This window comes from Lysinibacillus sp. TE18511 (assembly GCF_054062295.1).
Genome location: NZ_JBSSFD010000002.1, coordinates 121,412 through 147,002, shown reverse-complemented (window position 1 = coordinate 147,002; position 25,591 = coordinate 121,412). Strand labels below are relative to the sequence as shown.

The 25,591-nt window shown below is 37.3% G+C and carries 26 protein-coding genes and 2 other annotated features; of the genes, 19 read left to right on the top strand and 7 right to left on the bottom strand.

The features are described from left to right. Window positions 1-109: 109 nt before the first annotated feature. Complete coding sequence (locus ACVWXS_RS02125; protein ID WP_456955692.1) at window positions 110-1,510, bottom strand: hypothetical protein; 1,401 nt, start codon at window positions 1,508-1,510, stop codon at window positions 110-112. Window positions 1,511-1,768: 258 nt separating this feature from the next. Between ACVWXS_RS02125 and ACVWXS_RS02120 the strand changes: the two genes are divergently transcribed. From ACVWXS_RS02120 to ACVWXS_RS02105, 4 genes are all read left to right on the top strand, one after another. Beyond that, on the top strand, window positions 1,769-2,398 hold the full coding sequence (locus ACVWXS_RS02120; RefSeq protein ID WP_456955690.1) for a BMQ_0737 family morphogenetic spore coat protein: 630 nt from the start codon (window positions 1,769-1,771) through the stop codon (window positions 2,396-2,398). A gap of 137 nt (window positions 2,399-2,535) precedes the next feature. After that, window positions 2,536-3,111, top strand: a complete 576-nt coding sequence (locus ACVWXS_RS02115) for a hypothetical protein (protein WP_456955688.1) — start codon at window positions 2,536-2,538, stop codon at window positions 3,109-3,111. Beyond that, a complete protein-coding gene (locus tag ACVWXS_RS02110; RefSeq protein ID WP_427520415.1) occupies window positions 3,104-3,415 on the top strand; it encodes a hypothetical protein in 312 nt (103 codons plus the stop codon). Before ACVWXS_RS02115 ends, ACVWXS_RS02110 begins: the two co-directional genes overlap by 8 nt. A gap of 14 nt (window positions 3,416-3,429) precedes the next feature. Next, entirely contained in the window at window positions 3,430-4,221 is a 792-nt protein-coding gene (locus tag ACVWXS_RS02105) for a hypothetical protein (RefSeq protein ID WP_456955686.1), read from the top strand. Between the two features lie 110 nt (window positions 4,222-4,331). Here ACVWXS_RS02105 and rpmG read toward each other — a convergent pair whose 3' ends face one another. Further along, entirely contained in the window at window positions 4,332-4,481 is a 150-nt protein-coding gene (gene rpmG, locus ACVWXS_RS02100) for a 50S ribosomal protein L33 (protein WP_004231780.1), read from the bottom strand. Between the two features lie 366 nt (window positions 4,482-4,847). Between rpmG and ACVWXS_RS02095 the strand changes: the two genes are divergently transcribed. Beyond that, a complete protein-coding gene (locus tag ACVWXS_RS02095; RefSeq protein WP_456955684.1) occupies window positions 4,848-6,041 on the top strand; it encodes a GTP-binding protein in 1,194 nt (397 codons plus the stop codon). A 24-nt stretch (window positions 6,042-6,065) separates the two neighbouring features. Here ACVWXS_RS02095 and ACVWXS_RS02090 read toward each other — a convergent pair whose 3' ends face one another. Both ACVWXS_RS02090 and ACVWXS_RS02085 read right to left on the bottom strand, forming a co-directional pair. Continuing rightward, on the bottom strand, window positions 6,066-6,608 hold the full coding sequence (locus ACVWXS_RS02090) for an isoprenylcysteine carboxyl methyltransferase family protein (protein WP_456955682.1): 543 nt from the start codon (window positions 6,606-6,608) through the stop codon (window positions 6,066-6,068). Between the two features lies 1 nt (window position 6,609). Further along, window positions 6,610-7,692, bottom strand: coding sequence for a type III polyketide synthase (locus ACVWXS_RS02085; RefSeq protein WP_456955680.1), 1,083 nt, complete (start codon window positions 7,690-7,692; stop codon window positions 6,610-6,612). 369 nt (window positions 7,693-8,061) lie between these two features. Here ACVWXS_RS02085 and rsgA point away from each other — a divergent pair, with 369 nt between their 5' ends. The 6 genes from rsgA (at window position 8,062) to metG (ending at window position 14,447) form a co-directional block, all read left to right on the top strand. Then, a complete protein-coding gene (gene rsgA, locus ACVWXS_RS02080; protein WP_456955678.1) occupies window positions 8,062-9,138 on the top strand; it encodes a ribosome small subunit-dependent GTPase A in 1,077 nt (358 codons plus the stop codon). A 143-nt stretch (window positions 9,139-9,281) separates the two neighbouring features. Further along, on the top strand, window positions 9,282-9,704 hold the full coding sequence (fosM, locus tag ACVWXS_RS02075) for a FosM family fosfomycin resistance protein (protein ID WP_456955676.1): 423 nt from the start codon (window positions 9,282-9,284) through the stop codon (window positions 9,702-9,704). 108 nt (window positions 9,705-9,812) lie between these two features. Then, a complete protein-coding gene (locus ACVWXS_RS02070) occupies window positions 9,813-10,346 on the top strand; it encodes a sigma-70 family RNA polymerase sigma factor (protein WP_456955674.1) in 534 nt (177 codons plus the stop codon). Beyond that, window positions 10,339-11,352 (top strand): DUF4179 domain-containing protein, encoded by a 1,014-nt coding sequence (locus tag ACVWXS_RS02065; protein WP_456955672.1) that lies wholly within the window; start codon window positions 10,339-10,341, stop codon window positions 11,350-11,352. The genes ACVWXS_RS02070 and ACVWXS_RS02065 overlap by 8 nt, the downstream gene beginning before the upstream one ends. 163 nt (window positions 11,353-11,515) lie before the next feature. After that, the gene (locus tag ACVWXS_RS02060) at window positions 11,516-12,163 is read left to right on the top strand and encodes an HAD hydrolase-like protein (protein ID WP_456955670.1); all 648 of its coding nucleotides are present in this window, start codon (window positions 11,516-11,518) and stop codon (window positions 12,161-12,163) included. Window positions 12,164-12,307: 144 nt separating this feature from the next. Then, window positions 12,308-12,698 (top strand) — a binding site (T-box leader). A gap of 114 nt (window positions 12,699-12,812) precedes the next feature. Beyond that, complete coding sequence (gene metG, locus ACVWXS_RS02055; RefSeq protein WP_456955668.1) at window positions 12,813-14,447, top strand: methionine--tRNA ligase; 1,635 nt, start codon at window positions 12,813-12,815, stop codon at window positions 14,445-14,447. A 221-nt stretch (window positions 14,448-14,668) separates the two neighbouring features. On the opposite strand, the gene ACVWXS_RS02050 is transcribed toward metG, so the two are convergent. Continuing rightward, complete coding sequence (locus tag ACVWXS_RS02050; RefSeq protein ID WP_427520406.1) at window positions 14,669-16,240, bottom strand: 2-isopropylmalate synthase; 1,572 nt, start codon at window positions 16,238-16,240, stop codon at window positions 14,669-14,671. A gap of 127 nt (window positions 16,241-16,367) precedes the next feature. Further along, window positions 16,368-16,606, bottom strand: a binding site (T-box leader). A 351-nt stretch (window positions 16,607-16,957) separates the two neighbouring features. On the opposite strand from ACVWXS_RS02050, the gene ACVWXS_RS02045 reads away from it, so the two are divergent. Then, window positions 16,958-17,101, top strand: a complete 144-nt coding sequence (locus tag ACVWXS_RS02045; protein ID WP_456955666.1) for a hypothetical protein — start codon at window positions 16,958-16,960, stop codon at window positions 17,099-17,101. A gap of 83 nt (window positions 17,102-17,184) precedes the next feature. Further along, window positions 17,185-17,934 carry an HAD-IIB family hydrolase gene (locus ACVWXS_RS02040; RefSeq protein ID WP_456955664.1) on the top strand — a complete coding sequence of 250 codons (750 nt, stop codon included), beginning with the start codon at window positions 17,185-17,187 and terminating at the stop codon, window positions 17,932-17,934. A gap of 369 nt (window positions 17,935-18,303) precedes the next feature. On the opposite strand, the gene ACVWXS_RS02035 is transcribed toward ACVWXS_RS02040, so the two are convergent. Next, window positions 18,304-19,998, bottom strand: coding sequence for a methyl-accepting chemotaxis protein (locus ACVWXS_RS02035; RefSeq protein ID WP_456955662.1), 1,695 nt, complete (start codon window positions 19,996-19,998; stop codon window positions 18,304-18,306). Window positions 19,999-20,312: 314 nt separating this feature from the next. Here ACVWXS_RS02035 and ACVWXS_RS02030 point away from each other — a divergent pair, with 314 nt between their 5' ends. From ACVWXS_RS02030 to ACVWXS_RS02010, 5 genes are all read left to right on the top strand, one after another. Beyond that, a complete protein-coding gene (locus ACVWXS_RS02030; RefSeq protein WP_456955660.1) occupies window positions 20,313-20,807 on the top strand; it encodes a DUF1648 domain-containing protein in 495 nt (164 codons plus the stop codon). Between the two features lie 105 nt (window positions 20,808-20,912). Further along, window positions 20,913-21,569 (top strand): YdeI/OmpD-associated family protein, encoded by a 657-nt coding sequence (locus ACVWXS_RS02025; protein WP_456955658.1) that lies wholly within the window; start codon window positions 20,913-20,915, stop codon window positions 21,567-21,569. Between the two features lie 60 nt (window positions 21,570-21,629). Beyond that, window positions 21,630-22,067 (top strand): DUF1801 domain-containing protein, encoded by a 438-nt coding sequence (locus tag ACVWXS_RS02020; protein ID WP_402987729.1) that lies wholly within the window; start codon window positions 21,630-21,632, stop codon window positions 22,065-22,067. Continuing rightward, window positions 22,064-22,441: a VOC family protein gene (locus ACVWXS_RS02015; RefSeq protein ID WP_402987727.1), complete on the top strand. Its 378-nt coding sequence runs from the start codon at window positions 22,064-22,066 to the stop codon at window positions 22,439-22,441. The genes ACVWXS_RS02020 and ACVWXS_RS02015 overlap by 4 nt, the downstream gene beginning before the upstream one ends. An 85-nt stretch (window positions 22,442-22,526) precedes the next feature. After that, complete coding sequence (locus ACVWXS_RS02010; RefSeq protein ID WP_456955655.1) at window positions 22,527-23,507, top strand: GNAT family N-acetyltransferase; 981 nt, start codon at window positions 22,527-22,529, stop codon at window positions 23,505-23,507. 53 nt (window positions 23,508-23,560) lie between these two features. Here ACVWXS_RS02010 and ACVWXS_RS02005 read toward each other — a convergent pair whose 3' ends face one another. Continuing rightward, the gene (locus ACVWXS_RS02005; RefSeq protein ID WP_068984961.1) at window positions 23,561-23,998 is read right to left on the bottom strand and encodes an Rrf2 family transcriptional regulator; all 438 of its coding nucleotides are present in this window, start codon (window positions 23,996-23,998) and stop codon (window positions 23,561-23,563) included. Between the two features lie 190 nt (window positions 23,999-24,188). On the opposite strand from ACVWXS_RS02005, the gene hmpA reads away from it, so the two are divergent. After that, entirely contained in the window at window positions 24,189-25,355 is a 1,167-nt protein-coding gene (hmpA, locus tag ACVWXS_RS02000) for an NO-inducible flavohemoprotein (protein ID WP_456955653.1), read from the top strand. The last annotated feature ends 236 nt before the right edge of the window (window positions 25,356-25,591 follow it).

Genomic DNA, 25,591 nt, shown 5'->3' with positions numbered 1-25,591 from the left:
AATGGATTTATCTTTGTAGTTTAATGGAACACAAAAAAATCCAATACGCATTTTTCATACATATTGGACGATTTTATGAAGCAGAAGCATCACAATTTTAAATTTTAAATTAACTCCATTTTCTTAGGAAGTTTAAAATAAAGGAATTTTTCTCTTTCTTATGCTCTTTTTCTACTGATTCTGTTTGCTTGTTTACTTCTTCGGTTGACTGAGACATTTCATCATATCCCTCTGCTATAGCATCAATTTTTTCTGCTTCCTCGGTTATTGTTGGTGGCTGAGTATTCATATCCATAAAATCATTACTATTTTCAGACACGATAACATCGGCCGATTGATTAACCATTGAAGAAGCAGAAGTATTCGTGTCCGCAAAATCCTGATTATTTTCAGACACGGTATCATCGACGGATTCATTGGCGATTGAAGAAGCAGAAGTATTAGTGTCCACAAGATCCTGATTATTTTCAGACACGGTATCATCGACGGGTTCATTAACGATTGAAGAAGCAGAAGTATTAATGTCCACAAAATCTTGATTATTTTCAGACACGGTATCATCGACGGATTCATTAACCATTGAAGATGAGGAGGTATTCATATCCACAAAATCATGGTTACTTTCAGACACGTTATTATTGGCTGATTCATTAATAATTGAAGGAGCGGAAGTATTCGTATCCATAAAATCATGATGACTTTCAGACACGATAACATCGGCTGATTCATTAATAATCGAAGGAACGGAAGTAGTTTTAGCCGTAGATTCATTAGCTATAAGAGAAGGGATTGTAATAGTAGTCTCAAAATTATTTATTGGGATTTCTTTCGCGTCAGTAAAATTTTTTAAATGGACGGTAGTTTCTGCAGTAATGTTTCTATATAAGCCATTATAGATTTGGCTTGGATGTGTATTTACTGATTGAAAGTATTGTTGATTAAAATGGCGTTTTGGGGTTAAGTCTTCCAAATTATCCTGACGAGAAGAAGGTATTCTATTGTTGGGATTTGATTGTATACTTATTGCTTTACCCGCCAAACTTTGTAGCAATTTATAAGATGGTGGCACCGATGTAACAGCCGATTGATTTGCTGATTCTTTGATTCTTGGATGACTTTGTTCATCGTTAGCCATAAAAGTAGAAGTGTTTTCAGTATTAGGTGTAGTGGTTGTAGCTTTAGGATCTTCTATCACTAATTTATTTAAAACCGTTAATATTTCTTGATTCATTCCCTCGATGGTTTGATTTAGAGACTCGATTTGCGACGAAAAAAGTCTTATCTGCTCCTCATAGCCCCTAATTTGTGAATTTTGCTTATCGTCTAATGTTTCCGTTAGCCCTTCTAAATGGGCGATTTGTGTTTTAATCGCATCAAATTCCTTTTTCATAAATAGGTAATCTTCCATTGAAGTCCCCATTTTTAATGAGGTTAACGTTTCCCTATACGTTTCAATCCTTTGCTTCAAATTTTCAATGTCTTGCGTGGAGTACAATTTTGAATCTTCCATTGCAATTCACCCCTTTCAGTCCACTAATATTTTATTAAAAATATTTACTTTCTGTTACAAATATACTGGTCCTTTCAAACATTTTAGTTTCTCCTTAAGAAGAGGAGATGTAAGCAAAAACGGTACATAGTGATACTTAAGTATTTTAATAAAAATCAGAACGAATTACTTTTTAGCCCATGCACTTTTAGTCAGAAAACATAAGATACAAACGAAAGGTAAAAAAATTATGGAGGTGTCAAAAGGATGCTAGATAGTATGCCATCCCAACTGCAGGAACCAATTTGTATAAATGTCGATAAGGTATTTGACTGGATTGTAAAGGAAGCGTCGTTTGAGTTTTCCCCTACTGGACCAATTACATTTCCAGGAGTAACAGCAACGACTAGCTTAGCAGGTGCGGTAGTTACATGTAATGTAGTTCCAAGAGCAACTAATCCTGTTGTTATTTTGAACCGTGAGAATCGTCAATTCACCATTGATGGTGCAACGGTATGTCTTCAAAATCTGACTATTCAAAAGAACTTTACTCTTACATTAGTTGTTACTTTACCAAATGGTACTAGGTTTACAAGCAATAATATTACAGTTTCCCGTTGTGAACAAGTTACATTATGCGCGCCGAAAGGGACAGATGTAGAGATTTTATTCACAGATTTAGATTGTTTCGTGTGTTCAACAGGAACTCTAACTCCTGGAACAAACACAATTACGTTTTCTGCATTAGTAGTTACTATATCAGTTTGCCAAAGTATTCAATCTACATTCCCAGTTACAGTAGAATTCTTAGCAACTTTCTGCGAGCCAAGAGCAGAATTACCGTTTGCATGTCCGGGTGTAGTTCGCCCAGCGCAATGCCCTGCTGTATTCCCACCAAATGTTCGTTAATGGTACTAACACATAGAAGAAAATCATATTGTAAAGAGAGGATAATCCTCTCTTTTTTTTATGAAAGGATTTCAGACAGTAGCTATTGCTTAAAGTGAGTTGATTAATTTAATACTATTGGCAAGGGGGTACTAATTATGACTACTCGTATCGATCGTGTGGAAGAAAAGATCAATGAACTAAAAAAACAAACGGATTTTTATGTTCATGAAATTAAAAAAACGGTTGAGGAGCTTATTGTTCCGGATAGTGTCAACATCATTAGTTATTTCACATCCTCGTTCAATATTTCTTATAATCCTGATGAGGAGAGCCTATGCTTGGGCTCTTATCATATTCGCAATATAGGTAATCAGCCTATAACAAATCCGTATCTATGTATAAAACTGCCTGAAGACTCTCCATTCTCTTTCTCTGGAAGGTACGTCTATGAACATTTCGCACCAAAGTTAAAGGGAAACAGTAGCTGGGAGCGAATCAATGATCAATCAAGCAAGGAGGAATTTTGGCTTAGACCTATAGGAAAAACAACGTTAGAGCCAAACGAAACATTATCATTCCCTAACTTTCAAATCAAATGGGGTCATAATTTTTCTTATTCAGGAAGTATCATGGGTTTTACATATTGTGATCAGCTGGAAGATGGCATCGTTGTCTTAAATCCTATTAATCTTAATGGAATTAGTCAAACACAGGAGGATGAAAATGAGTGAGTTTGAAAATATGAATCAAAAAATAGATAGTGTTCTCCATCAACTTATGAAGGAACAGCTCATGAATCTACCTAACAATAGTAAAAAGGAAAATAATAGTTTTGCTTATCTCGAAAAAGGCACATTGAATCTACTCATTGCCTATTTAATGTCAGGGGAAAAGAGAAAAACTGGAGAAATTGGTCATGAAGAAATTTACAACGAAGAACTAGAATTGAAGATTATGAAGCAGCTTGATGAAATGTTAGAGGAGAGTAAGGAGCAATTTGAAGAAGTGATTGATTTGCTTAAAAAGCTTTCGTGATAGGAGGTGCAAATATGGATAATGATATTGTCAAAAATAATGATCCTGTGCAGCTACAACAGATGATCCTTTTTTTAAGAGCTGAATTAGCGAAATATAAAAATGAAGTTAACAGGCTCAGAGATAGTGATTATTATTCATTAGTACTAAGACTAGAGCGAGAAAATGTCCAATTAACCAATCAAAAGAAGGAGCTTTCGATGGAGCTTTTAAAGCTGAAGAGAGACTATGAAAAAGAAACACAGGCCAACGATGATGATATTCAAACAAGAGAAATTTACAAAAAAAAACAAATTTCTTCGATCGAGACATTATTAAAAGAAATAGAAGAGCTGCGTGCAGAAAATAAACTATTAAAAGACACTAAAGTTGAATTACTTTCAGTGAATACAGATGTTAATTATAAGGCGGACATTGCTGGCCTTGAAAACAAGGTGAGTGATTTTACAAAAGAAATAAGCGAACAAATGGAGGCAATCGTTGAAGCAATGGAGAAATCGCGCTTAGAACAAGCCAATTCAGATAATCTCAATAAGTATTTAACTAAAGAAATAGAGGAAAAAAGCAGTGAGATAGAAAAATTATCGCAACAATTAGCGGATGAAAAAAAACGAATATCTTCCTTGGATGGTAAAACGATGATTCATCCGGGAGTTCTTACACAATTGGATGCTCAGGTAAATAAAGTATTGGCTCAATCTGTAGACTTTGAAGGGCAGCTGAATCATAAATTACGTTTTCTTGATGAAATGGAGCAGAAATTGAACGAGCTTGCTATAGAAATGAACACTAATAAAACCGTATAAAGTAGGTTGTTGAAAGGGGATCATATCATTTTTTCATCCCATTTTAAATAAGCTGTTTCAAAAGTAAGTGAAGTCACTTTTGAAACAGCCATTTTTATGTTTTAGGGGAATTATTTCGTTTCTCGGTGCAGTGTGACTCTTTTCAAACGAGGGGAATATTTCTTAAGCTCCAGTCTCTCAGGATTATTTCGTTTATTTTTCGTTGTGATGTAGTTTTTATCACCTGTTTCGGTACAGGCTAAAGTTACTTGTACGCGCATAAAAAGCCTCCTTCTTTAAATAGTAATAATTACGCTTTATACATTATTATTTTTAATGAAATCTGTCAATAAGGTAATTTCACAAAATTTTAACTTCCTCAGCGGGTGTTCAAACACCCGCTGAAAGAAGTTAAAGCCTCCGGCGGATGTCACGGAATCGGAAAGGAGTTCTTAAAGGATGTTAGCCTAAAATCATCGCATCCATGCGATAACGGCTAACTGACCTGCATCGTGCAGGCCTAAGCACAAAGCCGATTCCGGACACAATTATGCCGAGGCATAATTGATTGTTGCATTATGTAGGAATCTATGGTTTAATTACAAATTATAAATAGTAATGATTACGATTTGAGGGAGAATGTAAAAATGGTAAAGAAAATTCCTGTTACAGTTTTAAGTGGTTATTTAGGTTCTGGTAAAACAACAATGATGAATCACGTTCTACAAAATGAAAAGGATATGCGTGTGGCTGTAATTGTCAATGATATGAGTGACATTAATATTGATGCAGAGCTAATCGCAAATGGAAGTGGCATTTCACGAACAGAGGAAAAATTTGTGGAGTTATCGAATGGTTGTATTTGCTGCACGTTGCGTGAGGATTTGTTGCAGGAAGTGGAACGTCTCGCGAAGCTCGGTACTATTGATTACATTTTAATTGAATCGACGGGGATTAGTGAGCCCATACCAGTTGCCCAAACGTTTAGCTATTTAGACGAGGAGCTTGGTATTGATTTAACAAAGTTTTGCCAGCTTGATACGATGGTGACTGTTGTCGATGCGAATCGTTTTTGGCACGATTTCCAATCAGGTGAAAGTCTTTTAGAGCGTAAGGAGGCAGTAGGTGAATTAGACGAGCGGGATGTTGCCGACTTACTCATCGACCAAATTGAGTTTTGTGATGTCCTTATATTAAACAAATGTGATTTAGTATCAGTGGACGAGCTTGAAAGATTAGAGCGTATTTTGCGCGCTTTACAACCTGAAGCTAGGCTAATCCGTACAGTTAATGGTGTCATAGAGCCAACTGAAATTTTAAATACTGGGCGCTTTGACTTTAAAAGGGTATCAGAATCTGCTGGTTGGTTAAAGGAATTAGAGCTAGGTCATGAAAATCATACACCAGAAACAGAGGAGTACGGTATTTCTTCTTTCACCTATAAGCGTAGTAGACCATTTCATCCAATGCGTTTTGTAGAATGGTGTGATCATATGCCAGAATCGATTGTTAGAGCAAAGGGTATTATTTGGAGTGCGAAACATCAAGATGTTGCATTATTACTATCTCAGGCTGGCTCATCGGCAAAAATAGAACCCGTTTCTTATTGGGTAGCCGCTTTGCCAAGGGAACAGCAGCAAGATGTTTTCTTGCAGAGCCCTGAGGTACTAGAAGATTGGGATGAAAAATTCGGAGATCGGATGACCCAGCTTGTGCTCATTGGGATTGATCTAGATAAAGAATCGATTATAAAAGAATTGGACACATGTTTATTAACGGAAGATGAGTTTAAGAAACCGTGGGAGAATTTACAAGACCCGTTCGATTGGGAATGGCATTAAAGAAAAAAACAAAAAAGATTTCGGCTAGGATTCCGAAATCTTTTTTTGAAATACATGATTATAATTTGTAGCATCTCGCAAAGCTTTTTCCTCAATTGGAATGCGTACTGATAATATTGTCATATTTAAAAGTGTAAAGCAAAATGCCGTAAAATATGCTTGAAACATTAAAGGTAGAAGAAGAATTTCCAAACAAACAACGGCGTAATTTGGGTGGCGCATAAATGTATAAGGCCCTTTCTTTACCACTTCTGCGCCAGGTAATATCAATATTTTGGTGTTCCAAAAAGTTCCTAGTGATCGAATACACCAAATACGCAATGCTTGCACGATAACAAACAAAAAGAACAATAACGGAAATAAGGGTGATAAACCAGTGTTATTAGTAACTACTTCAACGATTAAAAAGAGGAAAAAACTAATGTGCATCGTAACCATATATGGATAATGTGAAGCGCCCACTTCATAGGCAGCTTGTGAAAGCATCCATTTTTCATTGCGTTTTGCAATTGAAACTTCTGTCAATCTTTGTAGAATGATGAGAAACAAAATAATGTAAAAAATCATGCTACTCCCTCCATTTAAGTAATACAGCTTCAGCACAGAAGCCAGGGCCGAGAGCGACGAGCAAACCGGTATCCTCTACTTGTCCTTCGTTTAACATAAATTGTTCCAATACATATAGCACCGTAGGAGATGACATATTTCCGTGAAATTTCAATATTTCCCGAGAAATATCAGTTTTTTTGGGAGCTAGGTACAGAGTATCCTCATAAGCTTTTAACACTTTTTTACCGCCAGGATGTGCAATAAAATGGTTAAGCTGTTCACTATATAGTTCATGTTCCAATAAAAATTGTTCAATGAATGGCCCGAGCCAATTGGTGATTATTGCAGGAATACTTTTCTGAAAAACGACATGTAGACCATTATTTTTAATATTCCACCCCATCACATTTTCTGAATCTGGCATCCATTTAGATCCAGTCCCGATAATAGCAGGTACTGATTTTTTTACTGTAATTTTCGCCTCATCTCCACAGACAAGAATGCATGCGGCTCCATCTGCAAAAAGAGAGGCACCGATTAAATTACTTTTTGAAAAATCATTTGGCTGAAAGGTTAGGCTACAAAGCTCGACACAAACGACTAGAACTTTTGCTTCTGGATGGGCATGACAAAAATCATAGGCTCTACTAACGCCGGCCGCACCACCAGCGCAACCAAGTCCCCAGAGTGGAATACGTTTAAGTCTGTCTGAAAAAGGAAGTTTATTCATAACTCGGGCATCAATACTTGGAGTTGAAATGCCGGTGCTACTCACGAAAATAATGGCATCAATATCTTTAGGAGAAATCGGTGTTTCTAAAAACGCTTCATTTTGTAAACAGGCTTGAATGACCTCAACACTATATTGTGTAGCTAGCTCAATATATAAATTGTTACGTTCCTCAAAGGAATGATCCGTACGATGCCATTCTGGCGGCACACAAAAATGACGTGTTGCAATACCACCATTCTCAAAAACTTTTAAGTAGCGTTCTAATTTAGGGATTTTTGCATGAAACAGCTCCTTCGTTAGTTCCTCTGCGTTTGTCTGTTGTAATGTGTACGGTGGTTTGTATGTACTGATAGAAATAATTTTTGACAATTCAACATCTCCTTTGCAAATAGTGGTCTTGTTCATTGTATGCAATGGAGGAGGGGATACATGCTTGTAAAATTGTAATTGACATTTTCGGAAAATTCCGCTATATTAAAAACAACTAATATCGGAAGTAGGTGATGTGACATGATGAATAGAGCCGTTTTTAACGAACTGCAATTCGGTTTGTTCAATTTCACACGCCTAAAATATATAAATTAACCACGCATTGTTTTTAAATCACATTGTGGTGATTTGTATATTCTCTTAAATGTGCCTGTGAACCTTGTAACTGCCGAATTGCGCAGAGACAAGGTTTTTTTTGTTTTTTATCAATTGATGACAAATGATATGCACATTTAGGAGGAAAACAAATTGAATTTAACAACTTTAGGATTTTTAACATATTTTGAAGAGCAAATGACTGGATTTAAACAGGAGGCTAAGCTGGCAAACTGTGTACCGGCTAGGGTTACCCTAGAACATAAGCATTCCTATCGTGTACTGGCTGAAGAAGGAGAGTGGCTAGCGACGATTGCTGGACATTACGCGTATACGTCATTAGCACGTGAGGATTTCCCGGCGGTTGGAGATTGGGTGCTAGTTGAGAAAATGCCTGGTGAGGAAAAGGCGATTATTCATAAATTGTTTACACGAAAATCAGTCTTTTCACGTAAGGCCGCGGGGGCGGAAATACAAGAGCAGATTGTAGCATCGAATGTTGATATCGTGCTTTTAGTTATGAGTTTAAATGCAGACTTTAATATTCGTCGTTTAGAACGCTATTTAGTAGCTGCGTGGGATTCAGGTGCGAAGCCGGTTGTTGTATTGACGAAGGCTGATTTATGTGAAGATATTTCTAGTATGATCAGTGAGGTTGAATCTGTAGCGTTCGGTGTAGATGTTTTTGTGACTAGCGCTCTGTCAGGTGAAGGCTTAGCAGATATTCGCGCGCTATTTACAGAAGGCGTGACAGGAGCATTGCTTGGCTCTTCTGGTGCAGGGAAATCCACTTTGACCAATGCTCTTAGTGGTGAAGAACTTATGAAGGTTTCGGATATTCGAGAAGATGATGCGAAGGGGCGCCATACAACAACACATCGTGAGTTAGTTGTATTGCCAGGTGGTGGCTGTTTAATTGATACACCTGGAATGCGAGAGCTACAATTATGGGATCAGGGTGATAGTTTATCTTCTAGCTTTAAGGATATCGAGGAACTTTCGGCAGCCTGTCATTATCGGGATTGCACACATCAAAAGGAGCCACATTGTGCTGTACAGCAAGCAATTACAGATGGTGTGCTGGAACAATCGCGTCTCCAAAGCTATTTTAAGCTACAGAAAGAGCTTGCTTTTATCGAACGAAAAACAAATGCACAGGCAAGACTAACTGAGCAACGCAAATGGAAGCAAATCTCGAAAGGCTTAAAGAAAGGTAAAAAATCAAAATAAATGACTCTTGATCTAAGAAGGAGCGAGTTATCAGCGATATTGAAGGTTTTATCAGCGGTGGGATAGGATTTATCATCGATTTTAAACAGTTTATCAGCGATAATCACACTTCTATCAGCGATTTCAAAGTTAGGAGCATACGCATGACAATCCAGAACATTAATCATTTATTATTTTCTGTGTCAAATCTAGAGGAATCCATCGCATTCTATGAAAAAGTTTTTGACGCCAAGTTATTAGTGAAGGGGAGAAGTACAGCCTATTTTGATGTAAATGGGCTGTGGCTTGCTCTTAATGTAGAAAAGGATATTCCACGCAATGAAATACATCAATCCTATACTCATATCGCATTTTCTATCCATGAGGATGATTTTGACAAAATGTATGAAAAGCTAATTCAACATAATGTCAACATTCTGGAAGGTAGACAAAGAGATGTAAGAGATAAAAAATCGATTTATTTCACAGATCCAGACGGTCATAAATTCGAATTCCATACAGGGACTTTACAGGATCGATTGGATTACTATAAGAAGGAAAAAACACATATGGAGTTTTTTGATTAAAATTAAAAAATGGGTGTCTCTATCTGTAAAAGGAGGACATCTATTTTTTTTTGCAACGTTTTCCTTTTCTCAAACGACTTTAAAGTGTAGCTAGAAGGAGGAGATTCGGTGGATATAGAAAAATTGGTTAAAAGCGCAAAGAGGGGGGATGATGAAGCCTTTGAGCAGTTGATTGCTTTAATGCGTGAGAAATTATATCGCACGGCCTACTCGTATGTTCGAAATGAGCAGGATGCGCTTGATATTTATCAAGAATCTATTTATAAAGCCTATACAACATTGAAAACGTTAAAGCATCCAAGCAGTTTTCCAGGGTGGATTGTTAAGATTGTTGTTTTTAAATCTATTGATTTTATTAGAAAAGATTCAAGAAAATTTACTTCAGGAGATGAGGAGTTTTTTGCAAAGTTAGCTGGAAATCAAAATATGGACAATGTTAATTGTTCATTGGATTTAAAAGAGGCTATTGAAACATTAGATGCCAAGTATAAAACGATTATGTGGTTACGCTTTTATCATGATTTCTCTGTTAAAGAGATTGCAAAAATGCTGGGATGTCCTGAAGGAACAGTGAAATCCTATATTAATAGAGCTAAGAAAGAGTTAAAACCAATCTTAAGGGAGGGCTACTTGTATGAGTAAAGAAAATAATAATCAACCTATTGATCGAATCGATATTCCACTTCAACAATTGCTGATGAGAGAGCAAGCGGCAATAAGTGCAGCAAAAAGGAAGAAGCTGAACATTAGAATTATAAAACCTCTTCTTATTGCCTGTGGATTGTGCATAGCGCTACTAGGTTCGGGGTTTTTCTCCCCCGCAATAGCAACTGCACTAGCCAATGTACCTTATATTGGAGCCATTTATGCTGAATTTGGGGATATAGCAGCTAAAAAAATTGAACAAAACCATCTGATGACAAAAATAGGAAATAAGGATAAGCATGCAGGTCTTACAATGGCTGTTGAAGAAGCGGTATATGATGGTAATAGATTATTAGTTACGGTTGCTTATACAGGGCAGAATGGTGTTTCTTTAAAAGAAGATGTTGTAGGTACGAGTGAGCTAACAATCAATGGGGAGCCAATAGATGTTGCGATAGGTTCTGCAGGTCAGGATGATATTGATAAAAACACAATTATTGAACATCATGAATTAACGTTATCAAATACAGATATATACGGGGATAAAATAGAAGTCGCGTTAGATGGAAGAGATTTATTTGGATACAAAGGTAATTGGCATGTGGATTTTACTCTTAAAAAATTAAAGGAAGAAGTTATTACCTTCCATCCAAATGTAAAATCTAGTACTAATGATGGGTTATATAAGTTAAACGTTGCACAGGTATCATTCACACCACTATCGACACGTATAGATGTCCTAGTAGATTATCCAAGCGAATTAGACAGAAATGATAAATGGCCATTTTTTGAGTTTGAGGTGACTGATAGTGAAGGGGAGTTATACGATGGGGCTAATATACAAATGGGGGCGACCAAGGATTATGGACACCATATTATACTAGCACTTCCTCCTATGGAAAAAATACCGAAATATTTCACGCTTAAACCAGGTAAGACGAATGAGCAAGGTTATTGGGAGGAAATAAAGGAATTAGAAATGGTAGTACCTCTAGAACCTTAAAAAATAATATGCCTCTTTAGTTTTAGGAACTAGAGGGGCATATTATTTTAAATGGCATTAAAGAGAAACAATAAAAAGGAAAAAACGCATATGGAGTTTTTGATGTCAAATAGTTGCAACAACTCTTCTAATAAATTTGTTAATATTTAGAAGGGGTGTTTTTATGAAAAAAGCGATTATTTTTGATATGGATGGCACTTTATTTCAAACAAATCTAATATTAGAGCCTGCACTATCGGCAACGTTCGATGTATTGCGTGCAAAGGGCTTGTGGCAGGGAGATACACCGATAGAGAAGTACCGAGAAATTATGGGTGTTCCATTACCTGTTGTGTGGGAAACGTTATGTCCTATGCATACGTTAGAGACACGTGAAGAGAGCAATGCATTATTCCATGTTAAGCTTATTGAACAAATACGTAATCGCCAGGGCGCATTGTATCCAAATGCAGAGCAAACACTTGAGGCTTTGGCAGAAAACTATCATTTATTTATAGCAAGTAATGGACAAACTGAGTATTTACAAGCAATAGTAGAAACTTATCAATTACAGCGTTTTATCGAAGATACATATAGCATTCAGTCCATTTCGAGTGGTCATAAATCTGATTTAGTGAAAAAGGTCATGGAGGAAAATGCTATTCAACAAGGATCGGTAGTTGGTGACCGTTCTTCTGATATTCAAGCAGCTATTGACAATCAGCTACTCTCAGTTGGTGTTCGCTTTGACTTCGCACAAGAAACGGAATTACAAAAAGCAGACATCGTCATTGATGATTTAAAAGAATTACTTTTTATAAAGCTAGGATAAAATTTTATCGACTACATTTTCTATTTTATCGACCAACTTTTTCATTTTATCGAGAACTATGAATGGTTTATCGAAAGTTTTCAGTCATTTATCGACATTCATTGCAATTCATAAGGAAAAATAGTAAAATGATTCCAATATATAGTAAAAGCGTTGATAAGGAAAAGTAAATTGGGTAAGCGTTAAATAGAGAGCCTCTGTTGGTGGAAATGAGGTAAATGACCCCTTTTGAAAATGACCTTTGAGCTTCGTACCGAAAGCAAGTTTGCGAGTAGATTACGACGAGATGGGCACTCGTTACAACAGCGGCAGTATCTCTCACTTCTTTTAGCGGATGTCTAAACATCCGCTAAAAGAAGTTTAAGCCTCCGGCGGATGTCACGGAATCGGAAAGGAGTGCTTTGTGCAAGCACAAAGCCGATTCCGGACGCAATTATGCCGAGGCATAATGGATAAAATGAGACGCACTGATGGAGGCAAATAGCGTGAGCTATTTGTAAATATAGGTGGTAACACGGGTATACTCGTCCTAATCAATTTTGATTAGGACGTTTTTTTATACACTTTTTTAGGTATGTTGATTAGATAAAAATGGTTAATCAACACACCTTACACTTTTTTATAATTTTTTCGAGGGGAGCAACTTAGGATGACGATTGTTATTGGAGGGGCATGGCCATATGCAAATGGTTCATTGCATTTAGGGCATGTTGCCGCATTATTACCAGGTGATATTTTGGCTAGATATTACCGACAAAAGGGCGAGAAGGTTTTATATGTTTCAGGTAGTGACTGTAATGGTACCCCGATTTCGATTCGGGCTGCACAGGAAAACACGACAACGGAGGCTATTGCTAATCATTATCATGAGGAGTTTACGCAATGCTTCAATGATTTAGGATTTACGTATGATTTGTATTCGAGAACAGACGCTAAGCACCATCATGAATCTGTTCAGACAATTTTTTTACAACTACTAGCAAACAATTTTTTATATAAAAAGAAAATTGAACACGCCTATTGTGAAACGGATAAACAGTTTTTGCCGGACCGATTTGTAGAGGGGATATGCCCAAACTGTGGTGCGAAGGCACGAGGTGACCAATGTGATCATTGCGCTACAATTTTAGATCCGCTCGATTTAATTGATAAACGCTGCAAAATTTGTGGGAATGAGCCAATAATCAAGGAGACAGAGCATTTTTATTTTGCATTTAGTCAGTTTCAAGGGAGGCTCGAATCTTATTTAGCAGAGGCAAAGACTGAGAAACGGTGGCGCAACAATGCTATTGGGTTAACGGAGCGTTACTTAGCAGAAGGGGTTCCAGATCGAGCTGTAACGAGGGATTTGCCAAATGGAATAGATGTACCAGTACCAGGCTTTGAAGGCAAAAAAATATATGTGTGGATTGAAGCGGTAGCAGGTTATTTCACCGCAAGTATCGAATGGGCAAAGCAACATCAAATAGCTATTGAAGATTTATGGAATGAAGAAACGATTTCGTATTATGTGCATGGGAAGGATAATATCCCGTTCCATACAGTTATTTGGCCGGCCATTCTAATGGGAATCGGAGCAAAGGCTTTACCTTCACATATTGTATCCAATGAATACTTAACATTAGAAAAACGAAAATTATCGACGAGCCAAAACTGGGCGGTATGGGTGCCGTATATTTTAAGTCGTTATGATGCAGATTCTATTCGTTATTTTTTAACAATGAACGCACCTGAAAACCGTGATACTGATTTTTCTTGGCGAGAATTTATTTATAGTCATAACAGTGAGTTACTTGGCGCTTATGGTAATTTTGTTAATCGTACATTGAAGTTTTTAGAGAAATCATTCGATAGTAAAGTTCCTCATGCGGAGGTAGATGGTACTATTCAAAAGTACACGACTCAGCTGTTTCATGATGTTGGGGCTCATATTGAAGCGGGTCATTTTAAACAAGCTTTAGAGGCTATTTTTGAATATATTCGTGCAGCTAATCATTATTTTGACGAGCAACAGCCATGGCTACAGGTGAAAGACAATGTGGAAGCTGGAAATCAGACACTTGCAACATGTGTTTATATAATTGCTAATCTAGGTCAGCTACTACATCCATTCTTACCGCTGTCAGCTGAGAAAGTGAGAAAAATGTTAGGCATAGATGAAGTGAAGTGGCGTGAGCAAGTAGAATTGCCAGAAAGCATTAGTGAAGTGACACCACTGTTTGAACGTCTTAATGTTGAATTGATTGAAGAGGAATATCAAAAGTTAGTGGAAGGCAGTCGATAGGAAAAATACGAAAGCAGTATGACTCAATATTGTCATACTGCTTTTAACTTCTTTCAGCAAATGTCTTTTGAACCGAAAGCGTAGCGATAGGTACAGAATTCTCCCACCTCTATAGGTGGTGAGATAAATGCGGTTTAAAGTCACTTTTCAGCGGGTGTCCAAACATCCGCGAAAGAAGTTAAGCCTCCGGACGCAATTATGCAGAGGCATAATTGATCCATTTAGTTCATAACAGGCGTTAATTTAGCGACCACAATGCTATTGATGGCATTAATATAAGCTAGCGCACTGGCTTTTAAAATATCTGTATCTGCAGCTTTTGCGATATACTTTTCGCCTTCGTGCTCGATTGTAATTTTTACTTTACCAAGCGCTTCTTTACCACGAGAAACACTATTAATATTATATTCCACAAGTTTTACATCAATATTTGTAATTTCTGCGATAGCTGAATAAAGGGCATCAATTGGACCTGAGCCAACAGCACTAGCTTTATACACCTCGTCACCTTTACGAACTTTTACACTAGCTGAAGGGAAGCTCGCGTTGCTGACGACTTGTAAATCATCGAAATTAAAGAACTGATCGCTATAATGAGTGGCATTTGCATTGTTTGCGTCATGTTTTTCATAGTAGCTTTCCACAATAACGTATAAATCGTGATCGTAAACTTCTTTCTTCGCATCCGCAAGCTTCAGGAAGCCTTCGAAGATCCCTTCAAATTCATCCGCCGACAGGTTTGAGAAGCCAAGTTTTTCAAGGGCATTTTTCACTGCGTGACGCCCCGAGCGAGCTGTAAGGACTAGCTCCATATCGTCAAGACCTACATCTTCTGGATGGACAATTTCATAAGCATCACGTGATTTAAGAAGACCGTCCTGATGGATACCAGATGAATGGGCAAAAGCATTATCTCCAGTAATGGCTTTGTTTACTTGCACGTCTAGACCCATAAAGCTAGAAACAAGACGTGATGTATTCATAATCTCTCTTGTGTTGATACGTGTCTCAGCATTGTACACAGAGCTACGTGTTTTCAGCGCCATTACAACTTCTTCTAAGGCCGCATTACCTGCACGTTCGCCAATGCCGTTAATTGTACATTCTACTTTGTCAGCGCCATTTTTAATTGCAGCAAGCGTGTTAGCAGTTGCCATACCAAGGTCGTTATGACAATGAACACTTAGTAAAACACTATCGTCTAAATTTTTCATGCGATCATTTAGTTTATAAATCATAGCACCAAATTCTTCTGGCTCTGCAAAGCCGACTGTGTCAGGTACATTAATCATTGTTGCACCAGCCTTCATAACGGCTTCAATCGTTTTCCAAAGATACTCAAAATCAGAGCGAGATGCGTCTTCTGTTGAATATTGGACTTGTGGTAGAAGCGTTTTTGCATACTTTACGGCATCCACGCCAATTTGTAGAATTTGATCTTTGGACTTGCTAAATTTTTTCTCAACATGAATATCTGAAGTACCAAGTACCATATGAATCATAGGATTTTCAGCGTATTTTACAGCGTTATAAACAGCATCAATATCTGCCTTTACAGCACGTGCTAAAGCAGTAATCATTATGTCGCTTGTATTACCAACTCTTTGTGCAACAGCTTTGACTGCATCAAAATCACCTTGTGATGAAGCAGGGAAACCGGCTTCGATAATATCGACGCCTAATTTTTTGAGTTGCTGTGCTATCTCTACCTTTTCGTATAAATTCAGTTTTGCACCTGGCACTTGCTCGCCATCACGTAAAGTTGTATCAAACACCCAAATTTTTCTTCCCATTTTCAAACACTCCTTTTGTAGTAGTTGTTATTATATTGATCATGTCTCAGCCTTGCACAATAGAGACGGAATCTACATCTAGGCCAATGGATTTTTACAAAAATAAAAAAACCCGTCTCTATAAAAATATAGAGACGAGTTTATGCTCGCGGTACCACTCTAATTGACCTTCTCTTTACAGAAAAAGTCCCCTTATCGACAGCCATCACTGTCTATCCCGTTAACGGAGGAAACCGACATCCCTTACTCGAGGTTCAGGGAGTAGCTCATGGACGAGTTCAAAATGTGTGCCTATCGGTTTGCACCAACCACCGACTCTCTAGAAGTACACTTACCATTTCTACTATTTCCAATCTTGGCCTACAATGTGTTGTTGAAAGCAATGATACTTTGATATTGTCCTTTTGTCAATAATATTCTAAAAATTATTTCTTTTCTGTCTTGTTGTGATGGGGCAACAATTTATTATAAAGTCAATCATTTGATAATAATAAAAAGCCCTCTTATTTATGACTTATCTCCGCAATTTGGGGATGATGTTGTTAAATCGTATGCCATGTATTATAGGTTGATTGGAGTGGAGGCTGGGCGACTCCTTGGGGATTAGCGATAGAGGAACGAAGGCTAAAACCATCACGTCCTGTGATAACGCCTTCGTGACCAACATCCTGCTGCTGCCGCTACGTTAGCACTACGCTTTCGCGCAAAAAACATCTGTTGCCCCAAGCGGCTCATCGGACGCCCCCAGGAAGCTCTGCTCTGCGCGAAAGCGAAGCGTCAGCATTGTTTTATCTGTGCGAAAGTGCAACGACAGCAACAACAAAGCGCCCAGGCGGAACGGAAATCAACCCTACGTTATGATAATAATCATTATTTCCACAATTAATGTAAATATTTATGAGATAATATTTGGGTAATTAATAGTTTAGAAAGAAGGCGTGACTATGAAATTTGTATTTGATTTAGACGGTACGATTTGTTTTAAGGGACAACCATTAAGTGAGGGAATTACTAGAGCTCTAGAAGCTTGTATAGAAAATGGGCATGAAATCATCTTTGCATCAGCTCGTCCAATTCGTGATTTATTGCCGGTATTACCTGAAACAATGCGTCAATTTCCAATGGTCGGGGGAAATGGGGCATTTGTAGCACGAAATGGCGAAACACTTGAGGTAACAGCATTTGAGGCAGAAATAGTAGAAGAGATTCAAAACATTATTTCAGCATTTCAACTGCCGTATTTAGTAGACGGTGATTGGGATTATGCATATACAGGTAGTGAGGCACATCCAATTTATCAAAATCTAGATCCACTAAAGCTTGCGAAAAAAGTAGCATTACAGGATCTTAAGGGTATAGTGAAAATTGTATTATTTCCAGGAGAGCATCTAAATGAAATATTAATAGAGTTAAAGAAGTTACCAATCTCGATATATGAACATGCATCAGAAAATATTGTAGATATGAGCCCGAATGGCATAGATAAATGGAATGGTTTAACGAAATTGGGTATATCTGAAGGTGATTTTATAGCGTTTGGTAATGATGCGAATGATGCGTCAATGTTTGTAAAGGCAAAAGAAAGTGTCTGTGTAGGTGAGCATAAAGTGCGTGAGCTTGCGTCCTTACAAGTATCAAGTGAGGAAGCAGCGGTGATTGAGATGCTACAAACGTTAAGTGAAAAGTACAAATAAGCGGCTTTTCCTAAGCGGATTCCTCGGCTACCCGAGCAGTTGATGGGCGCAACTTCCCGCAGTATCTCAGTGGTGTATCAAGTTGGTGCCTTCTTTTTCGTAATTGAGCATGAAATGACATATAAGTAGATAAAAATAATATAGAAGGGAGAGGTATCATATTTAATACCTCTCCCTTTTTAGAGAAAAAACAAGATAGATTAATCAAGTTTCTTAGGGTTCATTTGAATTATCAAAATATGCTTGAATACCTGAAAAAATTGATTTTAACAGTTTTGAAATTAATGCTATTATTTCGTTAATAAATCTAGGTTAAGGCCGTTAATGTTAATCATTGCTGAAGGGGAGTTGCACCTACTCTTATCATTTTTACTCCACCTTAAAACGTGAAACCTGTGTTTGTAATTCTTCGGCCATGTTTGATAATGTAGCAGCAGAAGCGGCAACTTCTTCAATAGTTGCTAGTTGTTCTTCAGAAGCAGAAGCTACATTTTGTAGATTTGAAGAAGACGTTTGTGCAATGATTGCAATTTCATCGAAGGATGCATAAATTTGCTCAGCACTTGATGACATTTCTTCAGAAACTGTCGTTGCCTCTTGGATTTGATTGGATACTTGTGCGATCAGGTCAACGATTTTTGAAAAGCCTTCTTCAGCTACGTTTACAACTTGCATACCTATTTGAACCTCTTGTGTTCCATTATCCATTACGGTAACTGCACGATTTGTCTCTCGTTGTATTTCTGAAATCAGACCGGCAATTTGTTCAGCAGATTGCTTGGATTGATCCGCTAATTTCTTTACTTCTTCGGCAACTACAGCAAAGCCACGACCGTGTTCCCCTGCGCGAGCCGCTTCAATTGCAGCATTCAGTGCTAGTAAATTTGTTTGCTCCGCGATATCCGTAATGAGGCCAATAATATTTCCGATTTCAACGGAATGATTTCCTAAATTTTTCACAACGCTAGCAGATTCTAAAACTGCTGAATTAATTGTGTCCATCTGTGCAATTACACGGTGTAGTGATTCATTCCCTTTGTTAGCTTCTGTATTTGTTTCTATAGCCAGTTCAGAAACGGCAGTTGTGGTTGTAGCTAATTGTTGAATGCCTTTTGTCATATTTTTCATAGCCTCTGAGCTCTCAGTAGCATTTTTGCCTTGAGCTTCGGAGCCACTTGCAACTTCTTGTATGGAGGAAGTAATTTGTTCTGTTGCTTGGATTGTTTGCTCGGCACTTGCGGTTAACTCAGCAGCAGAGCCACTTACCTGCACGGTGTTATGACGTACATTTGTAATAAGATCCTTTAAATTTAGCGCCATTTGATTAAAGGCAAGCGCTAAATCACCCACTTCATCTCGATTTTTTATGTGAATTTGTTCAGCTGTTAAATCGCCCTCAGCAATCTTTTTAGCAGTCTTTGCCATACCTTTAATAGGGCGGGAAATAAGTCTTCCTATGACAATAGCAATGATCAGACTAAGGACAACAGCAAACACGCCAAGAATAATCATTTGGGATTTAATAGCTTCTATCTCTTTTGATGTAGCAGCGATTTTCCCTGCTATATATTCTTCTTGATAGTCGGCAAGGTTTTCTACGCGTTCGTCGAATTGTTTAATAATCAGGCGGCCTTGTGTGCTATCCAGTTTTTCATATTTCTCTGTTTCTCCGGCAGCCCTTAATGAAAACATGCGATCTGCGAACCGTTGGACATCCTGCTCACTTTTATTGATAGCCTCTAATAATTCAATAGATTTTTTAGAATCGAACGATGCCATTAATTCATCATATTTCTTTTTAAATTCTTCACGTGACTCTGTATTACTTTGAAGATTGTGTTTATCCCCAAGTAATAGATAACCCCTCATACTTACAATTTCTTGTTTAGCAATCACTTGTAGTTCTTGAATACTAAGAGATTTAGTTGTTTGTTCTTCGAGTAACACACGATACGTCTCGTTTACGGAATTAAGTTGTTTGATATTTAATCCGATTGTGCCGACTAACACTAAAATAACAATAAAAAAAGCGAGTATTAATTTCTTATAGATTGTAAATCGCATAGTTGTAGTTCCCTTTCTCAGTAATTTAGTAGAAATGTTACAAAATTTTGAAATATGTATATATACCATTTATATCAGATTATATGAATTTTACAAAGTATTATGAGTATTTTTACATTAAACAATAGTATCAAAAAAGGAAGTAAGTTGTAGCTAGAATGATAAAAAAAGCAGAATAAATTGCCGTTTTACTGTTAGTGGAAGCGGATAATTACCGATATAACATTTTAAATTATGACAATTTTCGTAAATTTGAAACTTGATGAGCGATAGCAACGTAGAATGAATAAAGAAGTAAGCGAGGGTGTGGGAAGATGTATAGACCTATTTTGAAATTACCAAAAACAAAATATGAAAAGATATGGGACTGTATTGGTGGCGGATTATTTGTGCTATCCATTTTTTATATTTTTGTCATGTGGGGCAAATTACCCGAAGAGATTCCAGGTCACTTTAATGGTGCAGGAGAAGTTGACCGTTGGGGCCCAAAAATGGAATTACTCATACTTCCGTTTATCGGAATTTTTCTATGGATTTTCCTGGGTTTACTCGAAAAAGCCCCGCATATGCATAATTACCCAGCACGCTTAAACGAAAGAAATGTAGAGGCATTTTATTTGAATAGCCGAAAAATATTAAACGAAGTAAAAAACTTCTGCCTAATTTTATTTGCAGCTATATCATTCCAAATGGTGCGTATTTCTCTAGGAGAGGCAGAGTCTCTAGGGTGGTGGTTCCTACCAATAGTGCTGATTGGAACAGCTATTCCGATTATTAAAGGAATAGTGGCCACTATAAAAATAAAGTAAATCTCAAACGCTCGAGAAAATATTCGAGCGTTTTTTGGTACGAAAATTTCACTAAATCAGCTATACTATCAAAACCAAGAGGAAAATTAGAAGAGGGCCAAAGCTATGCAAAAGAAATTTAAACTTAAGGATGGATTGTCCATTGCAATTCATCACCAGCCACAGGATTTGATACTAGAGGGGATTTCTCAATCAGGGGAAATGCCATATGATCGTATGATTGCTTTTGTGTTTAATATTGACGAAATGGTAACGTATTTACAAAATGCATTAAAGTTAAACACGCTCACAGAACAGGGATATTTATTTTTTGTTTATCCGAAAAAGGGAAATAAGAAATATGAACAGTTTATCCATCGTGATGAAATTTTCCCGGCTATTCAAGTGGACGATGAAAAATATATTGTAGGCAGTGATTATAAATTTGCAAGTCTTATGTCGTTAGATGAGACGTTCTCTATATTGAGCATCAAGAAAGATGGCAAGGGGCAAGGTAAGAAAAAAACAGCCAGTAGTCAGTGCGTAAGTGACTATGAAAGTATGATTCCTCCATTGCGTAATTCACTTGCAGAACATCCTGATGATTTAGCATTTTACGATGGATTAACACCAGGCTATCAAAAGGACTGGGCTCGTTATATTTATAGTGCGAAAAAGGAAGAAACGCAGGTAGCACGCTTGGGAGAAATGCGTGAAATTATAAGATTAGGCTACAAAACAAAGGAATTGTATCGTAAGGCAAAAGCCGAGGGTAAGGCGTAAATGACGAATGGATCTTTAGGATCAGGTAGCGCTAATACTATGTTGAAGAGAGGGCAGAATATGAAAAACACATATATTGAACAAGTGGATGAAAAATGGCGCGAGGGGTTTGCCAAGCTTGTGGATGTGGTCGAAAGTAACTTACCAGAAGGTTTTGAAGAAAGTATGAATTATGACATGATTAGCTACGTTGTCCCTTTATCAACGTATCCGAAAGGTTATCATTGCACGCCAAATACACCTCTCCCCTTTATAAGCCTAGCTGCACAAAAACGCCATATTGCAGTATATCATATGGGCATTTATTCAGATCCAGCGTTGCTCTCCTGGTTCCAAGAGGAATATATGAAACGAGTACCGACAAAGCTCAATATGGGGAAAAGCTGTATTCGTTTTACAAGCACTAAAACTATTCCGTATGAATTAATTGGAGAGCTTGTTTCAAAAATGACACCAGCACAATGGATTTCAAAATACGAGGGAGAGATTAATAAATGAAAAGTGCCACTACATTTTTAATGTTTCAGGGACAAGCTGATGAAGCTATTCAGCAGTATCAACAGTGGTTTTCCGATTTACAGGTAGAAAGCTTAACTTATATGGAAAACTCACAACAGGTTGCAATGGCTGTTCTTCATTTAAAAGGTTTGAAAATTATGGTCAATGATAGTGCGATAAAGCATAACTTTACATTTACGCCGTCAACATCTATTTATGTGGAATGTGAGTCTGCTGAAGAAATCGGCAGTCTGGTAGCTCAAATTTTAGAAGGTGGACAGGCGTTAATGCCACTTGATAATTATGGATTTTCTAAGCAATTTGCCTGGGTTCAGGATCGCTTCGGTGTATCCTGGCAGCTAACGTATAATTGAACTGAATAATAACTTCATATGCCGGTAGAGGATGAAATAAAATCCGATGCAATAAGGCAAAATTATGGTAAAAGGAGAATAGAATATGACAGTAACTTTAGTAAGACACGATATAAAATATGCTGAAGCAATGCATGCGTTGTCTTCCATGCCACAGGTTCGAGATGCACTAGGGTTACCTGTTGGCAAAGTTGAAGATACGATTAACTTTATTAAACGTGAATGTGTGGACGAAGAGGCTGGAAAGACAGTCCCTCGTGTTGTTTTAGATGAAGAAGGACAACTTATTGGTGTGACGGCGTTAATGTTTATTGATCACAATAAAAAGAGCTGTCATATTGGTTCATGGCTTGGCTATGAATTTTGGGGAAAAGGCTACAATCTTGAATCAAAAATGGCCATTTTAGATATAGCATTTTTTGAGTTAGGGCTAGAGCGTGTTTTTGCAGGCGCTAGAATGGTCAATATTCGCTCGCAAAAGGCACAGGAGAAGTTGCCTTTTGTTCGATTAGGAGTAGAAAATGATTTTCCTGAGGAGCATTCATGGTTAGAGGTTAAAGAAAAGCAACCGTGTGTTTTAAATGTTTTTGAACGCAAAGATTTTGTCCGATATCGCACAAGTTTAGAAAAAGTTGAAAGCGAAAGGGGAGACTATTTACCACAATTATTATTAGCTGATGAAAGTGAAGTCGCTGTTCGAGAATATTTAAATGATGGTGAATTATATGAGATTAAATGTGGCGAGCAGTTAGCGGGTGTAGCGTTACTTCTTGAACAGTCTGATACGACAGTTGAGTTAAAAAATATTGCGATTGTACCGAAGTATCAAGGTAAAGGGCTTGGGAAAGAAGCACTGCGACAAATCACAACAGTTTGTCGATCTCAGGGATATAAAACGATAATAGTTGGAACTGCAAATTCTAGTATTGATAATATTGCCTTCTATCAAAAAGCTGGTTTTCGTATGGAAGCAATTGAAAAAGATTTTTTCAGTAATTACCCAGAGCCAATCTATGAAAATGGAATTCGTGCACTAGATATGATTTTCTTTTCAAAGGCATTGTAAAGTAATATAGACATAAAGAAATACCCGTCCAACTTTGAGTTGTGCGGGTATTTTTATTCGCCAAGCAACAGTGCCATCAACTTTTCTTTCGAATGTAAAAAATCATCAAGTGTATAGCGATCCAGGACGGCTAAATAGGCCTGTAGTGCTTCGTATAATACGCCCTTCAGCTGACATTCTGGAGCAATTTTACATAAATTATTTTCTTTATCAAAGCATTCGACAAGATGAAAATCCTCTTCTGTATGACGTACTATTTCACCAATTGTGATAGTTGTTGGATCAATTGCTAGACGTATACCGCCACCGCGCCCACGAATCGTTTCAATATAGCCTAATAACCCAAGTTGGTGTGTCACCTTCATTAAGTGGTTTTTCGATATATTATAAGCATCCGAAATTTCTTGGATCGTTGATAATTGGCCTTCATCCTTCGCACCCAAATATATGAGTGTTCGAAGAGAATAATCTGTGTATAAAGTTAAGCGCATAAGAACACCCTACTTTCTATAGTTCAAAATAATTATAGCATTTTTACATTGAAGTATAATAAATTCAATACTTTTTTAAAGATGTATTTAAAATACATTAATTATGTCCATTTTGTTAAAGATGTATTTTATATATTGCTTTAAAGGATTGATAGCGTTATATTGTAATCACGAAAGGATGGTATGCGATATGTTAAAACAAGAAACAGTACAAATTATTAAAGCGACAGTTCCTGTATTAGAAGTTCACGGAGTGGAGATTACGAAGACGTTTTACAAAAATATGTTTCAAGCTCATCCAGAATTATTAAATATTTTTAACCATACAAACCAAGAACAAGGTCGTCAGCAAACAGCGTTAGCAAACACAGTTTATGCTGCTGCAGTTCATATTGAAAATTTAGAAGCTATTTTACCAGCGGTTATGTTAATTGCCCATAAACACCGTAGTCTAGGTATCTTACCTGAGCACTATCCAATAGTAGGAGAAAACTTACTAAAAGCGATTAAAGAAGTGCTAGGTGATGCGGCAACAGATGACATTATTAATGCTTGGGCTGAAGCATATGGTGTCATTGCGGATATCTTCATTCAAGTAGAAGAAGAGCTCTATCAAAAAGCTGAGGGTAATGGCGGATGGCGCTTATTTAAACCGTTGAAAGTGGCGAAAAAAGTAGTAGAAAGTGATCTTGTAACATCTGTTTACTTTGAAAATGAAGATGGTTCCCCTCTACCAACTTATGAGCCTGGTCAATATATCAGTATCCGTGTGAAAGTACCAGGCGAAGAATATTTAATGAATCGTCAATATACACTCTCACAAGCGAGTGCAAAAGAGGGCTATCGAATTTCAGTGAAGCGTGAAAGCGATCATACACCAAATGGTAAAGTATCAAACTTTATTCACGACGTATTACAAGTTGGAGATTTAGTAGATGTAAGTGCTCCAGCAGGGCTATTTGTTTTAGAAGAAACTGCTGCTCCAATTACATTTGTTAGTGGCGGTATCGGTGTAACACCATTAAACAGTATGTTGCAATCATTGAAAGATGATGCGGCTAATGAAGTGAACTTTATCCAATGTGCGCGCAATGAAAAAGTAGTGGCATTTAGTGATGATATTCAAGGGAAAGTGAATGCACTGCCAAATGCAACTTATACAGCGTTATATTCAGATGAAGATAAACTGATCACAACAGAATTATTAGCTGAAAAAGTAGCCAATAATACAGATGTTTACGTTTGTGGACCTGTTGGTTTTATGGAAGCAGTTATTAAAAAGTTACATGAAATTGGCGTGAAAGACGAAAAAATTCATTATGAATTCTTTGGTCCAGCAATGCAGCTAGCAAAATAATAATGATGAATTTCCCTGTTATGAGTAACGACTCATGGCAGGGATTTTTTTGTTGGGGATGTTGAGCGGCGGATAGAAGTGGCAAGGTGACGGATAGAATCTTCAGAGCGGATAGAAGTAGCGGAGCGACAGATAGAACAAGAACTCTCCAGATTGTGCGCTTCAAAAAGTCCAAGCTTTCCCGTTGACAATATACCTAATGGGGTATATTATAAATCTCGTAAGCGAGTGCAATC